At 51.5% G+C, this 13,678-nt stretch carries 13 protein-coding genes; 4 read left to right on the forward strand and 9 right to left on the reverse strand.

The features are described 5' to 3' along the window. Positions 1-233 precede the first annotated feature (233 nt). Positions 234-1,265 carry a YiiG family protein gene (locus tag N7E69_RS09255; protein WP_000710971.1) on the reverse strand — a complete coding sequence of 344 codons (1,032 nt, stop codon included), beginning with the start codon at positions 1,263-1,265 and terminating at the stop codon, positions 234-236. A 182-nt stretch (positions 1,266-1,447) separates the two neighbouring features. On the opposite strand from N7E69_RS09255, the gene N7E69_RS09260 reads away from it, so the two are divergent. Continuing rightward, positions 1,448-2,548 (forward strand): YiiG family protein, encoded by a 1,101-nt coding sequence (locus tag N7E69_RS09260; protein ID WP_000828038.1) that lies wholly within the window; start codon positions 1,448-1,450, stop codon positions 2,546-2,548. Between the two features lie 355 nt (positions 2,549-2,903). Here N7E69_RS09260 and N7E69_RS09265 read toward each other — a convergent pair whose 3' ends face one another. Both N7E69_RS09265 and N7E69_RS09270 read right to left on the reverse strand, forming a co-directional pair. After that, a complete protein-coding gene (locus N7E69_RS09265; protein ID WP_000527677.1) occupies positions 2,904-3,227 on the reverse strand; it encodes an AzlD domain-containing protein in 324 nt (107 codons plus the stop codon). Continuing rightward, positions 3,227-3,886 (reverse strand): AzlC family ABC transporter permease, encoded by a 660-nt coding sequence (locus N7E69_RS09270; protein ID WP_000683594.1) that lies wholly within the window; start codon positions 3,884-3,886, stop codon positions 3,227-3,229. The genes N7E69_RS09265 and N7E69_RS09270 overlap by 1 nt, the downstream gene beginning before the upstream one ends. 100 nt (positions 3,887-3,986) lie before the next feature. Between N7E69_RS09270 and N7E69_RS09275 the strand changes: the two genes are divergently transcribed. Beyond that, on the forward strand, positions 3,987-4,535 hold the full coding sequence (locus N7E69_RS09275) for a helix-turn-helix domain-containing protein (protein WP_001517951.1): 549 nt from the start codon (positions 3,987-3,989) through the stop codon (positions 4,533-4,535). An 88-nt stretch (positions 4,536-4,623) separates the two neighbouring features. On the opposite strand, the gene rhaM is transcribed toward N7E69_RS09275, so the two are convergent. From rhaM to rhaB, 5 genes are all read right to left on the reverse strand, one after another. Further along, a complete protein-coding gene (rhaM, locus tag N7E69_RS09280) occupies positions 4,624-4,938 on the reverse strand; it encodes an L-rhamnose mutarotase (RefSeq protein ID WP_000619475.1) in 315 nt (104 codons plus the stop codon). After that, positions 4,935-6,083, reverse strand: coding sequence for a lactaldehyde reductase (gene fucO, locus N7E69_RS09285; RefSeq protein ID WP_000009254.1), 1,149 nt, complete (start codon positions 6,081-6,083; stop codon positions 4,935-4,937). The genes rhaM and fucO overlap by 4 nt, the downstream gene beginning before the upstream one ends. Positions 6,084-6,209: 126 nt before the next feature. Next, entirely contained in the window at positions 6,210-7,037 is an 828-nt protein-coding gene (gene rhaD, locus N7E69_RS09290) for a rhamnulose-1-phosphate aldolase (protein WP_001179690.1), read from the reverse strand. Between the two features lie 143 nt (positions 7,038-7,180). After that, a complete protein-coding gene (rhaA, locus tag N7E69_RS09295) occupies positions 7,181-8,440 on the reverse strand; it encodes an L-rhamnose isomerase (protein ID WP_000211465.1) in 1,260 nt (419 codons plus the stop codon). Next, positions 8,437-9,906 carry a rhamnulokinase gene (rhaB, locus tag N7E69_RS09300; RefSeq protein WP_024139181.1) on the reverse strand — a complete coding sequence of 490 codons (1,470 nt, stop codon included), beginning with the start codon at positions 9,904-9,906 and terminating at the stop codon, positions 8,437-8,439. The genes rhaA and rhaB overlap by 4 nt, the downstream gene beginning before the upstream one ends. A 287-nt stretch (positions 9,907-10,193) precedes the next feature. Here rhaB and rhaS point away from each other — a divergent pair, with 287 nt between their 5' ends. Both rhaS and rhaR read left to right on the forward strand, forming a co-directional pair. After that, positions 10,194-11,030 carry an HTH-type transcriptional activator RhaS gene (gene rhaS, locus N7E69_RS09305; RefSeq protein ID WP_000217118.1) on the forward strand — a complete coding sequence of 279 codons (837 nt, stop codon included), beginning with the start codon at positions 10,194-10,196 and terminating at the stop codon, positions 11,028-11,030. A 152-nt stretch (positions 11,031-11,182) separates the two neighbouring features. Next, positions 11,183-12,031, forward strand: coding sequence for an HTH-type transcriptional activator RhaR (gene rhaR / locus N7E69_RS09310; RefSeq protein ID WP_000013293.1), 849 nt, complete (start codon positions 11,183-11,185; stop codon positions 12,029-12,031). On the opposite strand, the gene rhaT is transcribed toward rhaR, so the two are convergent. Next, on the reverse strand, positions 12,028-13,062 hold the full coding sequence (gene rhaT / locus N7E69_RS09315) for an L-rhamnose/proton symporter RhaT (RefSeq protein ID WP_000063533.1): 1,035 nt from the start codon (positions 13,060-13,062) through the stop codon (positions 12,028-12,030). The genes rhaR and rhaT overlap by 4 nt on opposite strands. Positions 13,063-13,678 lie beyond the last annotated feature (616 nt).

Raw genomic sequence — 13,678 nt, forward strand, 5'->3', positions numbered from 1 at the left:
TTTCTCAATTTTACAGCCTCTCTTGATAACGGAATCACGTATAGTGGCGAGGCCATACAGGTTTTAATCGTTTTTATGCTGGGCCGCAGCTTATTCCAGCCATTCACGAGGCGCTTGCTACCCGGTAATACTTCGAACGAAAAAAGCGCCCCTGGGGCGCTCTTTCGACAGTCGCTAACGACTTATTTGTTCAGTTTAGCGGTCATATGCACGCGATTTGCAGCGTGAAAAGCTTAGAACTCACGCTCAAGATGATAGCCATTATAGGTATCGATGAGCTCGTTATAAGCTTTAACCACAGCCTCATAAGAACCATCTACCATATCACCGCTGCCGCTATTGAGGTAGTCCTGCTCATGCGAGGTATACGCCACGTTATCGCGCACGCGCCGAATGCGTTTTTTCACCTTGCCCTGGAATTTTTCCAGCTCAGAAATAAAACCAGGGAAGCTACGATGTTTATCTATATCAACGTTGATCTTCTCGTTTAGCTTCTGAGTATGCTCTTCAAAATCAGCGAGCTGTTTGCTTACTGCCGCCACATCAAAAGAATCATCAGCTACAGCGTCATTAAGCGTCTCGGCTTCCTGCATCGTCAAAAGCGTATAGTACTTAATGGATTTACCTTCTTTCTTCTCGGTCGCCTTAATTTCATTAGCCGCATGCTGCCCACTCATAATGGTAATCTCGGCGATATATTTCTTCGCAATGGGATCAAACTCATCGAACTGTTTTATAAACGTTTTATGGAACGCTTTAGCGCCAGCAAAGGCATCATCCTTGAAGTTATCTTGATCATAGTATTTATTCATACTATTGATTGTTTCAGCTAGTGGTCCAGCCGCATTAATAAATGCCAGAGCAGCACTATCCAGAGAGGCAAACGCCGGCTTTAATTCAGCCGCCGCCTTGATGTCTTTCCGGCAGTCCTGGATAAGTGCAGGATACACAGGAACCAGCGGAGAGGGATCGTCTTCCTTACCGGTAGGACCGGTGCGGAAATCGTCGAATGTGTTAGCATAACGATTTACAGCGCGGTAAATACCTGCCTGGAGATTATTATAACAATCAATGTAAACATTTAGCTTTTGGTTAAGAACATCGTTCGCATCTGCGCTTTCCGCTGATGTGGATTGTGTATTGCTCGCTGATGAGTCCGCACTCTGAGCTACAGGTTGTTCGTCCGCTTTTTTTTCATCACAAGCGCTTAGCCCGGCAGTCATCAGCATAGCGATAATAATTGATGATAACAAATCCTTTTTCATTAGAATAACCTATAAATAATATCATTGAAATTTACAGATTCATTTTAATGAAAAAAAACAGGTATGTGATTTATTCAACACAAAAAATACTTAATCCATATTTCATTATAATTAACATTATCAATATCAATGTGTTCGTTAAAATAAGAGAACCCCAACGTAAATATACAAAAGGCAATTAAATGAAAAGGAATTTATTATCCTCAGCGATAATCATTGCGCTAATGACCCTGGGCGCAACAGGATGTGATGACAATAATGTTAAAACCGAGGCGACGCCGGCCGCCAGCAGTCAGCCTGCGACGCCAGCGCCTTCTCAGACGCCGGAAACGCAATCTGACGAAAGTCCAGCGCAGCCCTCAGCAGCGAAGCCAGAAACGGCAACTCAGCCCCCGGCGGCGAAGCCAGAAACGCCAGCTCAGCCGGAGGTTGACGCTGAAGAAGTTTATAGTGAAAAAATGGATGTCTATATCGATTGTTTTAATAAACTTCAATTGCCCGTTCAGCACAGTCTGGCGCGTTACGCGGATTGGGTGAAAGACTTTAAAAAAGGTCCGACAGGGAAAGAGAGCCTGGTTTATGGCATTTATGGTATTACGGAGTCTTACATAACGAATTGCCAGAAAGAGATGAAACAGGTGGCCGCCTTAACGCCATTACTTGAGCCTATTGATGGCGTTGCCGTTAGCTATATTGATAGCGCCGCCGCGCTGGGTAATACCATTAACGAAATGGAAAAATATTATACCCAGGAAAACTATAAAGATGATGCCTTTGCTAAAGGTAAGGCGCTGCATCAGACATTACTGAAGAATATCGAGGATTTTAAACCCGTCTCGGAAAAATATCATGAGGCTATTCAGGAAATAAATGACAGGCGGCAATTGACACAGTTGAAGAGAATAGAAGAAGCGGAAGGTAAAACATTTAACTATTATTCTCTGGCTGTCATGATTTCGGCAAAGCAGATCAACAAGGTTATTTCTGCCGATACCTTTGATGCCGAAGCGATGATGAAAAAAGTCGCGGAACTGGAAACAATGATTGCACAATTGAAAGAAGTGAATACTGATGGCCGTAATTCTTCTTTCATCAGCTCTGCGGCTGATTATCAGCTACAAGCTAAAAAATATATTCGTCGCATCAGAGACAATGTTGAGTATTCTGATTTTGAAAAGAAACGGGTGCAGGACCCTGCAACAGGATGGATGGTTGCGGATTCTTATCCGGCGTCGTTGAGAAGTTATAACGAGATGGTGGATGATTATAACCGCCTGCGTTGAGTGACGGCACATTAACTGCGCACAGGCTGGCGCAAGTGCCTATAAAATTACGCTATAACGCCAATAAAAAGCGCCGATCAGGCGCTTTTTTCGTTCATGTATTCTTCATCAGGCAATATCCGTAAAAATAGCTGACGTAAACATTAACTAAAGAGAGCTATTAGAAAAACCAGTAATCTGAAGCTATCACAAGATGTTGACGTCACGCTGGAAGGTACTGGTAGTGTCATTGAGGATCGGCATTTATATGGAAAGCATTTATCCCGTCTGATGCGAAAATTCTGAGCCACTTCAGCATAGGGCGGCCCAGCCTTCATCACTTATAGGGTGTCACGTCCAACTGTTCGGTAAGACGTTAATTAATACCCGCCATTCGTAATAACGCGGTCACCACCGCAGCGGCGATAATCACCACAATAAGCGGCATTTTACGCCAGGCTAAAAATACGGCGAAGCCAACCCCAAGAACGCGCGCCATTCCGGCAAAATGTTCGCCTTCGTAAAAGGTGGTCGCCAGCGCGACGGAGAATAGTAGCACCGTTGCCGCATCCGAGAGCAGCGCCTGTGAACGCTCAGACAGCGCCAGACGGCTGCCAAGTTTAGCGCCGCCGAGGCGCATCAAATAGGTTCCCGCAGACAAAAGAGCAATACCGATAATAAATAGCGTCATATTGCCCATTATTTTTTCCTCGCCAGTAGGCCAAGCAGCGAAAGCAACACCGGCAATCCGGCAGCTACAAAGGGAACGGCGGCAAGCGACAGCGCGGCGCCGCTGCAACCACGAATCAATGTGGTGCGGTTTTTAAACGCCGGGATCACCAGCGCCAGTAAGATTGCCGGGAATACGGCATCCAGACCGATGGTTTCTGGGGCCGGAAGCAGTTTGCCGACACCAGCGCCAATCAGTGTGCCAATCGGCCAGAATAGGGCGACGCCCAGACCGCATAGCCAGTAGGCGGCTTTACGTTGTTCGGGTGTTTTTTGCGACAGGCCGAACACCACGCTCTCATCATTCATAATATGGCAGCCGAAAAAGCTGGCGGCGCGGGTGCCAACCAAATCGCGCACCGTTACGCCAAACGGCACGTGGCGCGCATTCACCAGCAGTCCTGCCGCCGCCGCCGCTAACGGATTGCCGCCGCTGGCAACAATGCCGATAAACATAAATTCGGACGCGCCCGCCAGCACAAAAATAGAGAGGACAAACGGCACCCACAGTGGGAAACCGTAGGCCATCGCCAGTGAGCCATAGGACATGCCGACGACGCCCACGGCCAGGCACACTAAAAATACCGCTTTTATCGTGTCTCCCTTGAGACAGGAAAAATAGTGTTTCATCTTCTTTAGTCATATCGAACGAATTTTCATTATAATGAACGGAACAGATTTGCTTTACAAGACGAACATTTCGTTCGTTATAGTGAACGTTGGATGCTTTATGACACAACCTATTAGCGTCATTGCCAGAAGTCTGGTACGCGAACGCCAGCGAACCGGACTGTCGCTGGCGGAGATTGCGCGGCGCGCAGGCATCGCTAAATCTACGCTTTCACAACTGGAAGCAGGGAACGGCAACCCCAGCCTGGAGACGTTATGGTCGCTATGCGTCGCGCTCGACATTCCCTTTGCCAGGCTGCTGGAGCCGCAGGTACAAAAAACGCAGGTGATTCGCCGCGGAGAAGGCACCAAAGTGGTGGCGGAGCAGGCGCATTATCAGGCGATATTACTGGCGGCGTGTCCGCCCGGCGCGCGGCGTGATATCTATCTGCTGTTGACGCAGCCGGGGGCCGACCGGATCTCTCACCCGCATCCGCCGGGGTCGGTGGAACATATTATTGTGACGCAGGGAAAAGCCCTCGTCGGCTTAACCGAGGCGCCGGAAGAGCTGGCGGAGGGCGATTACATTTGTTATCCCGGCGACCAGGCGCATATCTTTAAAGCGCTGGAACCGGATACTCAGGCTATCCTGGTAGCGGAGCAGAATTGAAATTGCCGGATGGCGGCGTAACCGCCTTATCCGGCCGACAAAAAATAAAACCGTAGGCCCGGTAAGCTTGCGCCACCGGGCACACGACTTACTGCAGATAGAACACCTCTTTTAGCTCTGCGCTGATCGGGCTGTTATCCGGATTCGCGGGCATAACGTCACGCATATGTTTCCACCAACGCTGGCAAACGTCGGTGCTGGCAACGGCGTTCCAGCGCTCCTCGGATTCAATCTCAACGGTGGCGAACAGCAGATTGCGCTCCTGATCGAGATAAATCGCGTAGTGATGCGCGCCGTGAGATTTTAATACGGCTTCCAGCTCCGGCCAGATTGGGTTATGACGACGCTGATACTCCTCGTGCGCGTCGGCATTTACCTGCATCACAAAGGCTTTGCGGATCATAACGCCTCCAGGTACAGCTCGCGAACTTCATCGCGGCTGGCGGTGCGCGGGTTACACGGCGCGCACGGGTCGGCGAGGGCTTTATCCAGCCAGCCTTCGATATCTTCTTTTGTGACGCCCAACGTGCTGAAACCTTCTGGAATGCCGACGCGTTTGCTCAGCGTACGGATAGCGTTAATCGCTTCCTGACTTGCGGCTTCGTCAGACATACCGCGCGTCTCCACGCCCATCGCCTGTGCGATGCGGGCAAAACGCGCGACGGCGTTCGGACGGTTAAAGTTCTCGACAATTGGCAGCAGGATAGCGTTGCAGACGCCGTGCGGCAGGTTGTGAGTTGCGCCCGGCTGGTGCGCCAGCGCGTGAACCAGCCCCAAACCGGCGCTGTTGAACGCCATACCCGCCAGGTACTGGCCGAATGCCATTTGCTCACGGGCTTCGAGGTTATGACCATCGTCAACCGCTTTCGGTAGCCACACATTGATTAAGCGAATCGCTTCCAGCGCGTTAGCGTCGGTGAGCGGATGCGCGCCAACGGAGACATAGGCTTCCACCGCATGGGTCAGGGCATCCATGCCGGTTGCGGCGGTCACAGAAGCGGGGATTTCCAGCATGACGCTGGCGTCATCCACGGCAATATCCGGGATGATATTCGGGTCGATGATCACCTCTTTGACCTTACGGGCAGAGTCGATAATCACCGCGTTGCTGGTCATCTCTGCCGCGGTACCTGCCGTAGTATTAATCGCTACCAGCGGTACGCCGGCGTTTTTCACTTTGCCGACGCCGGAGTAGGCGGTAGATGGACCTGGGTTGGCGGTCAGAATTTTCACCGCTTTTGCGGTATCGATCGGGCTGCCGCCGCCGAAGGCGATAATGTAGTCACATTCTGCGCTCTGATACGCCGCAAAACCTTTCTGCACCAGCTCTTCTGTCGGGTTTGGGAACACCTCATCAAACAGGTGGTAAGACATTTGATGTTCATCCAGTGCGCTAAACAGGCTATCCAGCAGGCCCAGCTTTACCAGTTGACCATCGGTAACGATCAGCGCTTTGCCCCATTGCTTATTCGCCACGAGGTTCACCATATCGGCAATCGCTCCAGCGCCATGCAGGCTAATTTTTGGCAGTGCCAACATAAAGCTCATCACTATTCTCCTTAAAAAAATTCCCTGTTGCCCGATGGCGCTACGCTTATCGGGCCTACGGTAAAATGCGCACCGACCTGTAGGCCGGATAAGGCAAAGCCGCATCCGGCGTTGAGTTGGGAGGTATCAGTACAGCGCTACGGCGCTGGCCAGCGGCGTCACACCAAAACGTTTGCCGAGTGCGACCAGTTCTTCGCGCGTGATGGTCTGCTTCATACCGCCCATCGAATAGATTTTGACTAATACCTCAGCGGATTTCTCTGCGGTATCTATCAAACCGAAGGTTTCATCCAGCGTAGGTCCGCTTCCGAACACGCCGTGGAACGGCCACAGTACCAGCGAATGTTTCTGCATTTCTTGCGCGGTAGCCTGGCCGATTTCATCGGTGCCTGGCACCATCCACGGCAGAATGCCGACACCGTCCGGGAATACCACCAGGCATTCGGTGCTGCCTTCCCACAGTTTGCGGGTGATCAGCGCAGTGTTGTTTTCCAGTACGTAGGTGAGGGCGATCAGGTTAGTCGCATGGCAATGCATAATGACGCGGTCTTTGCCGTGGGTGGCTTTGATGCGTTCGCAGTGGGAGAGGAAATGCGCCGGGAGTTCAGAGGTGGGTACCGCGTCGTGGGTTAAGCCCCACAGAATGTGGTAGCCTGCGCCGTCGCTGTCGATTTTGACCACGCCTAAATTGGCTGCCGGATCGAGCTGCACGTTGCGGAAGAATTTGCCGGAACCGGTAACGATAAACGGCGTATTCGCCAGCAGCGGCATGGGTTGACTTAGCGCGATATAGCGTGGTTTTTCGTGGAAATTAGTCGCAAAAGGCGCGATATCGGCTTCATCCAGACGCAGCGTCAGGTTACCGCCATTACGTTCGTCCCACCCTTTCAGCCACGCATCAGATGTGGCTTTAATCATGCCCTGGACAAACCAGGAATCGGTAATATTTTGCATGTTCGTGTTCCCATTCATTGCCCGAAGGTTATTCGGGTCTTACGTAGGCCGGATAAGCGCAGCGCCATCCGGCAATCGTGTCTCATTTATTGCCGGATGGCGACGCGAGGCGTCTTATCCGGCCTACAGATCAGGTGTCGCAATCATCTACGTTTGCTCAGGATCTCTTTTTCGTAGGCGCGAACACTGTCCAGCCACTGGCTGCCAACTGGCGTGTCGTGACGCTGGCAATACATTTCCCAGACGGCCTGCCACGGCAGAGATTTTTGCTCTTCCAGCAGCGCCAGACGCGCGGTGTAATCACCGCTGGCCTCAAGCTGACGCAGTTGATCTGTGGGTTCCAGCAGAGCGCGCAGCAGCGCTTTTTTCATGTTGCGGGTACCGATAACCCACGCGGCGACACGGTTGATAGAGACGTCGAAGAAATCCAGGCCGATATGCACACGGTCGAACAGGTTATGACGGACGATTTCGCTGGCAATTGCCTGGGTTTCATCGTCCAGGAGTACCACGTGGTCGCTATCCCAGCGTACCGGGCGGCTGACGTGCAGCAGCAGCCGTGGTACGTAGAGCATGGCGGCGGAAATTTTGTCGGAAATCACTTCGGTGGGATGGAAGTGGCCCGCATCCAGGCACAGCGCGGTCTGACGGCTGGTGGCGTAGCCCATGTAGAACTCATTGGAGCCGACGGTGTAGCTTTCCGCGCCGATGCCAAACAGTTTGCTCTCAACGGCGTCGATGTGGTGCGCCGGGTCGAATTTCTCGCTAATGACCTCATCCAGCGCTTCCAGCAGGCGCTGGCGCGGGGCTAAATGGTCGACGGTAATGTCTTTCATGCCGTCCGGAATCCAGATGTTCATCACCGACGGCGTACCGAGCTGCTCACCAAAGTATGCCGAGACGCGGCGGCTGGCTTTGCAGTGATCGATCCAGAACTGGCGAATTTTCGCGTCTGGATGAGAGAGGGTAAAACCGTCAGCGCTCAGTGGATGAGAAAAACAGGTGGGGTTGAAATCCAGCCCCAGCCGGTTCGCTTTCGCCCACTCCACCCAGTTTTTAAAATGCTCCGGTTTGATCTGGTCGCGAGCAACCGGCGTATCCGACTCAAGGTAAATGGCGTGCAGGTTCAGCCGTTTTGGTCCTGGGATCAGACGCAGCGCCTGTTCCAGATCGGCGCGCAGTTCGGTGGCGTTACGCGCTTTGCCCGGATAGTTGCCGGTCGACTGAATTCCGCCCGTCAACGAACCTTCCGGGTTCTCGAATCCGGCAACATCGTCGCCCTGCCAGCAGTGCATGGAAACCGGCAGGCGATCGAGCTGGCGCAGCGCCTCCTCGACATCAATACCTACTGCGGCGAAACGTTGTTTTGCCAGTTCCCAGGCTTGTTCCAGTTGAGTGGTCATGCGCAAAGCTCCTTTGTCTGTCGTTTGGGTTGAAACTGCGCAACGTGGCGGGCAATTTCACTATCAGGATTAGGGATATAGGTTGTCAGGTCGTAGTTAGCGCTAACGACCTGACGGAAGTCATCGACGTTGTTTAATTCGTCGAGGGTCATAAGCTGAATACCAATATTGCCAAGGGTGGAGGCTTCAACTGGCTCGGCCATCACGCGAATGCCACATGCATCGGCGCACAACTGGTTGAGTAGCGCGTTTTGGCATCCGCCGCCGACAATATGCAGTTGGGTAAATTTTTCGCCGCGCAGATTTGCCAGTTCGTGCAGAATGTCGGCATACAACAGCGCCAGACTGTCGAAAATGCAGCGCGCCAGTTCGGCATCGCTGACGGGAACGGGCTGGTCGGTCTCGCGACAGGCGGCCTGGATTTCAGCGCGCATATCGTCAGGATTGATAAAGCGATCGTCATTCGGGTTAATCAGGAAACGGCAGGCCGGCAACGCTTCTGTTTGGGCGATAAGCGCAGGCAGATCGGTAATGCGCCGTTCTTTCAGCACACGCTGGAGCAGCCACAAACCCATAATGTTTTTCAGTACCCGATAACGCCCTTCCGCGCCGCCTTCGTTGGTGATATTGGCGGCCAGCGCCTCGTCAGTGGTGTAGGGTTTTTTGCTTTCAAAACCCATCAATGACCAGGTGCCTGAAGACAGGTAAGCGCTATGTTTATTTGCCAGCGGAGAGGCAATAACGGCGCTGGCGGTATCGTGGCTGGCGACGGCTACCACCGGAATACGGTTGCCCTGCGGGCAAATCCAGTCGCCGATAACATTGCCAGGGTGCGAGGGGCGACCGAACCAGCTCTTTTTCGCGCCAGTCCACGCCAGCAGGGTATCGTCCCAGTCATCGGTATTGATATTGACCAACTGGGTGGTCGTGGCGTTGGTGTATTCCCAGTTCATTTCACCGGTCAGGCGGTAACTGAAATAATCGGGCATCAGCAGCGCATGAGCGACCTGCGCCGTTAACTCAGGCTGTTGTTTCGTCAGCGCGTGTAGCTGATAGATGGTGTTAAACGGCAGAAACTGAATCCCGCTGCGGCGATAGATTTCGCTTTTGCCGATCTGGACCAGCGCTTGCGGCATGATGCCCGTGGTACGGTTATCGCGGTAGGAGACCGGCAGGCCGACACGCTGACCTTGTTTATCCAGCAGGACATAATCGACGCCCCAGGTGTCGATGCTGATGCTGTCGATAAGAATGCCTTCATTGCAGACTTTCTTCAGACCAAGACGGATATCCTTTTCCAGACTGTCGATGTCCCAGGTGTCAAACCCGTCTGTTTTTTGTAGGCAGTTCACAAAACGGTGAATTTCACGTAGCGTCAGGGTACGGTGTTTGCTGTCGTAACGCGCCAGCATCACGCGCCCGCTGGATGCGCCGAGATCAACCGCGACACAATGGCGAAAAGTCATAATCAGGTCCTTCTTAGAGTCATTGCGCACAGTCTAAAAAAGCCCTCAAAGACCTACCTTCTCGTTACTGACAGGAAAATGAGCCGCTGGCAACAAGGCAAAGATGAACGTGATAGCGTTCACAGTTTCTACTAATAGGCCGGTGTGATGTCGTCCGCATTTCCCGCTTTTTCCCGCCTTTTCTTGAAAAAAAGACCATGTTTGCGCGCTTTAGCGTCAAAAATTTAAGGTGAGGCCGATAACCCTTAATTACTATTCGGACATGTTGAATTCAGGAGGAAGCAACCATGACCGTACTGCATAGCGTGGATTTTTTTCCATCAGGTAAAGCGCCCGTGGCGATTGAACCTCGTCTGCCGCAAGCCGCTTTCCCTGAACATCATCATGATTTTCATGAAATCGTGATTGTGGAACACGGTACGGGCATTCATGTATTCAACGGGCAGCCGTATACCATCAGCGGCGGTACCGTGTGTTTTGTTCGCGATCACGACCGGCATTTATATGAACATACCGACAACTTATGCCTGACGAATGTACTGTGGCGTTCACCGGACGCCTTTCAGTTCCTGGCGGGGCTGGAGCAATTACTGCCGCAGGAGCAGGATGGTTACTACCCTTCGCACTGGCGGGTGAATCAGAGCGCGTTGCAGCAGGTGCGCCAGTTGGTCGGTCTGATGGAGCGCGCCGGAGACGGCATGGATGCGCCTGCCGTGGCGAATCGCGAAATTTTGTTTATGCAACTACTGGTGTTGTTACGCCGCAGTAGCCTGATGGAAGGCGCGACCAATAACGACGCCAAACTCAACCAACTGATGGCATGGCTGGAAGACCATTTTGCGGAGGAGGTCTGCTGGGAGGCGGTAGCTGAACAGTTTTCGCTGTCGCTACGCACGCTGCATCGTCAGCTTAAACAGCATACCGGGCTGACGCCGCAACGTTACCTTAATCGCCTGCGTTTGATCAAAGCCCGGCATTTATTGCGCCATAGCGATCATAGCGTGACAGAAATCGCGTACCGCTGCGGTTTTGGCGACAGTAACCACTTTTCGACTCTGTTTCGCCGAGAATTTAACTGGTCGCCGCGGGATATCCGTCAGGGACGCGATGCGATAATCCAGTAACGCGAACGCTATCAACGTTTTCGTCGCCAATATGCTGATAATTATACCCTTTAATACCGGATGGCGGCTGCGCCTTACCTGGCCTACGGCGGCGAGCGGTAGACAGAATAAGCGTAGCGCCATCCGGCAAGCATTCAACATGAGGTGCTGCGGTGGCAAATCAGTTAATCCTTTTGAAAAAAGATTTTTTTACTGATGAGCAGCAGGCCGTTACGGTTGCCGATCGCTATCCACAGGATGTTTTTGCGGAACATACGCATGAGTTTTGTGAACTGGTGATGGTCTGGCGGGGCAATGGCCTACACGTTCTTAATGAGCGCCCATACAGAATTACCCGCGGCGATCTGTTTTACATTCGTGCTGAAGACAAACATTCCTATACCTCCGTTAACGATCTGGTGCTGCAAAATATTATTTACTGCCCGGAGCGTTTGAAACTCAATGTAAACTGGCAGGCGATGATTCCCGGCTTTCAGGGAGCGCAGTGGCATCCTCACTGGCGGCTGGGCAGTATGGGAATGAATCAGGCGCGGCAGGTCATTAACCAGCTTGAACATGAGAGTAATGGACGCGATCCGCTGGCGAATGAGATGGCGGAATTGCTGTTTGGTCAACTGGTGATGACGTTAAAACGGCATCGCTACGCGACCGACGATCTTCCGGCAACCTCCCGAGAAACCCTGTTGGATAAATTAATTACCGCTTTGGCTAATAGCCTTGAGAGCTCCTTTGCGCTGGATGCGTTTTGTCAGCAGGAACAATGCAGCGAACGGGTGCTGCGGCAGCAGTTTCGCGCCCAAACCGGGATGACGATTAATCAATATTTACGCCAGGTCCGTATTTGCCACGCGCAGTATCTGCTTCAGCATAGCCCGCTGATGATTAGCGAGATTTCGATGCAGTGTGGCTTTGAAGATAGTAATTATTTTTCAGTGGTGTTCACGCGGGAAACCGGGATGACGCCGAGCCAATGGCGTCATCTCAGTAATCAAAGCGATTAACTGGCCATGCCTAAACCGACAATATTCGCCGCGATAATAATTACCACGCAGCCGAGGCTTAATACAGCAACGGGACGGCGGCCAGCATTTTTCCACTCTTTTAGCACCAGACCGACAAGCCCCCCGCACAGCACATAGAAGCTCATGTGCAGCATCCAGCTCATGTAGTCATATTGCGCTGGAATGCGCGCGTGACCCCAGGCGTAGAAAAAGAACTGTAAATACCACATCAGACCGCCAAGCGCGGACAGCAGAATATTGCTGATAATCAACGGTCTTGCCAGCGAGAAGTCGGCTTTTATCGACAGATTTTGCACTTTTGCCAGGCGGATAAAACAGAAACCGAGGTTCACCAGCGCGCCGCCGCCCATAATCACCACGTAACTCGGCAGCGCGACATAGAGCGGGTCAACGCCAAGCGCGGCAGCAGCTTCATGCATCGGTTTCGCGGCGTTCATGGCAAAAGACATCCCCGCCGAGAAAATACCGCACATCACTGCCAGCAGAAGCCCTTTCTTCAGATTGAACTCCTCCGCTTTAATGCCCATTTTGCGTTCTTTTAACTGTCCGGCGCGCGTCACAATCCCGACGCCGATCAGCGCGACAAAAACGCCAAGTAGCGTCATGCGCCCCCCTTCGGTATGGATTAACACATCGAAGTTACCGTTGATGATAGGCGTCATCAGCGTGCCGACGATAAGCGTAATGCCGATAGCGATGCCGATACCCATCGACATCCCGAGATAACGCATGGTCAGGCCGTAGTTAATATTGCCGATGCCCCACATGGCGCCGAACAGAAAAACCGGTAAAAGGGTGGAGAGGTTAAACTGCCCATAATAGGCCCAGAAATCAGGCAGTAACAGAGCGCTAATTGCCCACGGCAGAATAAGCCATGAGACGATGCCGCCCACTGACCACATGGTTTCCCATGACCACTGTTTCACTTGCTTGAACGGGGCATAGAAGCAGGCTGCACTGGCCGCCCCTATCAAATGCCAGAAAATACCCATCGTAATCGCGTTACTCATGACATGTTCCTCATTATTTTTTATGGACGGGATACCCCTTCCGTTTGCATGAGTTTAAAAATTACGCAGCCTGGTAACCTTATAACGATTGCCGCCGTTGGGTGTATTCTGGCAATCAGCACGTTAATGAAGTGATTAACTTCACGTTTTAAAAAAGTCGGAGCGCATCGTGACCGTCTGGATGTTATTTAAATCAGTGGGTAATATTTGTTTTCTAAAATACCTTCATCATAACGACACGAAACGACTTAGCTGGCAACAATGCAAAGAAAACGCTGCGTGAGATCACATAATGGGAATAGTCTGACTTACCGTTTGATAAAAGGGTAGTTATACAGTAATTATTTAGTTGTTTTATTTGTATTTGCAATTTAAATATATTGAAATTAACGTTAGGAATCAATGAAATATAAATATAAGGAAATCCCTATATTGGCGTTGTTGATGGAGTTTTGATTTTTATTTTATATGACGAATATGAATTTCATTTATTTTATTTTGCTTTTTGAACATTATCCCAATTTTAAATTAAAGATCTTTGTCTATATTATCGCCATTCACATTGCGTATTATGGTTGTAACGGTCTGACATGAAACAACGTTTTAATTTTAAATT

It is taken from the genome of Salmonella sp. 3C, assembly GCF_025426275.1.
GTDB classification, from domain to species: domain Bacteria; phylum Pseudomonadota; class Gammaproteobacteria; order Enterobacterales; family Enterobacteriaceae; genus Salmonella; species Salmonella enterica.

Coding starts and splice junctions, on each gene's coding strand:
- N7E69_RS09255 (WP_000710971.1), bottom strand. CDS start 1,265: ATGAAAAAGGATTTGTTATCATCAATTATTATCGCTATGCTGATGACT.
- N7E69_RS09260 (WP_000828038.1), top strand. CDS start 1,448: ATGAAAAGGAATTTATTATCCTCAGCGATAATCATTGCGCTAATGACC.
- N7E69_RS09265 (WP_000527677.1), bottom strand. CDS start 3,227: ATGGGCAATATGACGCTATTTATTATCGGTATTGCTCTTTTGTCTGCG.
- N7E69_RS09270 (WP_000683594.1), bottom strand. CDS start 3,886: ATGAAACACTATTTTTCCTGTCTCAAGGGAGACACGATAAAAGCGGTA.
- N7E69_RS09275 (WP_001517951.1), top strand. CDS start 3,987: ATGACACAACCTATTAGCGTCATTGCCAGAAGTCTGGTACGCGAACGC.
- rhaM (WP_000619475.1), bottom strand. CDS start 4,938: ATGATCCGCAAAGCCTTTGTGATGCAGGTAAATGCCGACGCGCACGAG.
- fucO (WP_000009254.1), bottom strand. CDS start 6,083: ATGAGCTTTATGTTGGCACTGCCAAAAATTAGCCTGCATGGCGCTGGA.
- rhaD (WP_001179690.1), bottom strand. CDS start 7,037: ATGCAAAATATTACCGATTCCTGGTTTGTCCAGGGCATGATTAAAGCC.
- rhaA (WP_000211465.1), bottom strand. CDS start 8,440: ATGACCACTCAACTGGAACAAGCCTGGGAACTGGCAAAACAACGTTTC.
- rhaB (WP_024139181.1), bottom strand. CDS start 9,906: ATGACTTTTCGCCATTGTGTCGCGGTTGATCTCGGCGCATCCAGCGGG.
- rhaS (WP_000217118.1), top strand. CDS start 10,194: ATGACCGTACTGCATAGCGTGGATTTTTTTCCATCAGGTAAAGCGCCC.
- rhaT (WP_000063533.1), bottom strand. CDS start 13,062: ATGAGTAACGCGATTACGATGGGTATTTTCTGGCATTTGATAGGGGCG.